This window comes from Streptomyces sp. 8P21H-1, from assembly GCF_013302945.1.
In genome coordinates this window covers 1-502 of the sequence record NZ_JABTYA010000056.1, presented here as the reverse complement: position 1 = coordinate 502, position 502 = coordinate 1, and the positions used below count along the sequence as shown (strand labels likewise).

Genomic DNA, 502 nt, shown 5'->3' with positions numbered 1-502 from the left:
CCACCTGCTGCTCACCGGCCGCCGCGGCCCGGACGCGCCGGGAGCCGCCGAACTCACCGCGGAACTCACCGACCTGGGCGCCCTGGTCGAGGTGGCCGCCTGCGACGTGGCGGACCGCGACGCGCTGGCCGCCCTGCTCGACGGTCGCGACCTCGGCGGGATCGTGCACACGGCGGGCGTGCTGGACGACGGCGTGATCCCCTCGCTGACGCCCGAGCGCGTCGACGAGGTCCTGCGGCCGAAGGCCGACGCGGCCTGGCACCTGCACGAACTCACCCGTGACGCGGAACCGACCGCGTTCGTCGTCTTCTCGTCCGTCGCGGGTGTCCTCGGCGCCCCCGGACAGGGCAACTACGGCGCAGCCAACGCGTTCCTCGACGCCCTCGCACGCCGCCGGCACGCCGCCGGACTGCCCGCGCTGTCCCTGGCCTGGGGGCCGTGGGCCGGGAGCGGCATGGCGGACGGCCTCGACCAGGGCGGCCTGCGCCCCCTGGCGCAGGAC

Annotated in this window: 1 protein-coding gene; it reads left to right on the top strand. The window is 76.9% G+C overall.

Annotation, left to right across the window (positions count from 1 at the left end; genetic code table 11):
- Positions 1-502 (top strand): SDR family NAD(P)-dependent oxidoreductase (locus HO151_RS01085; RefSeq protein ID WP_173894270.1); only part of this gene is annotated, 502 nt, incomplete at both ends.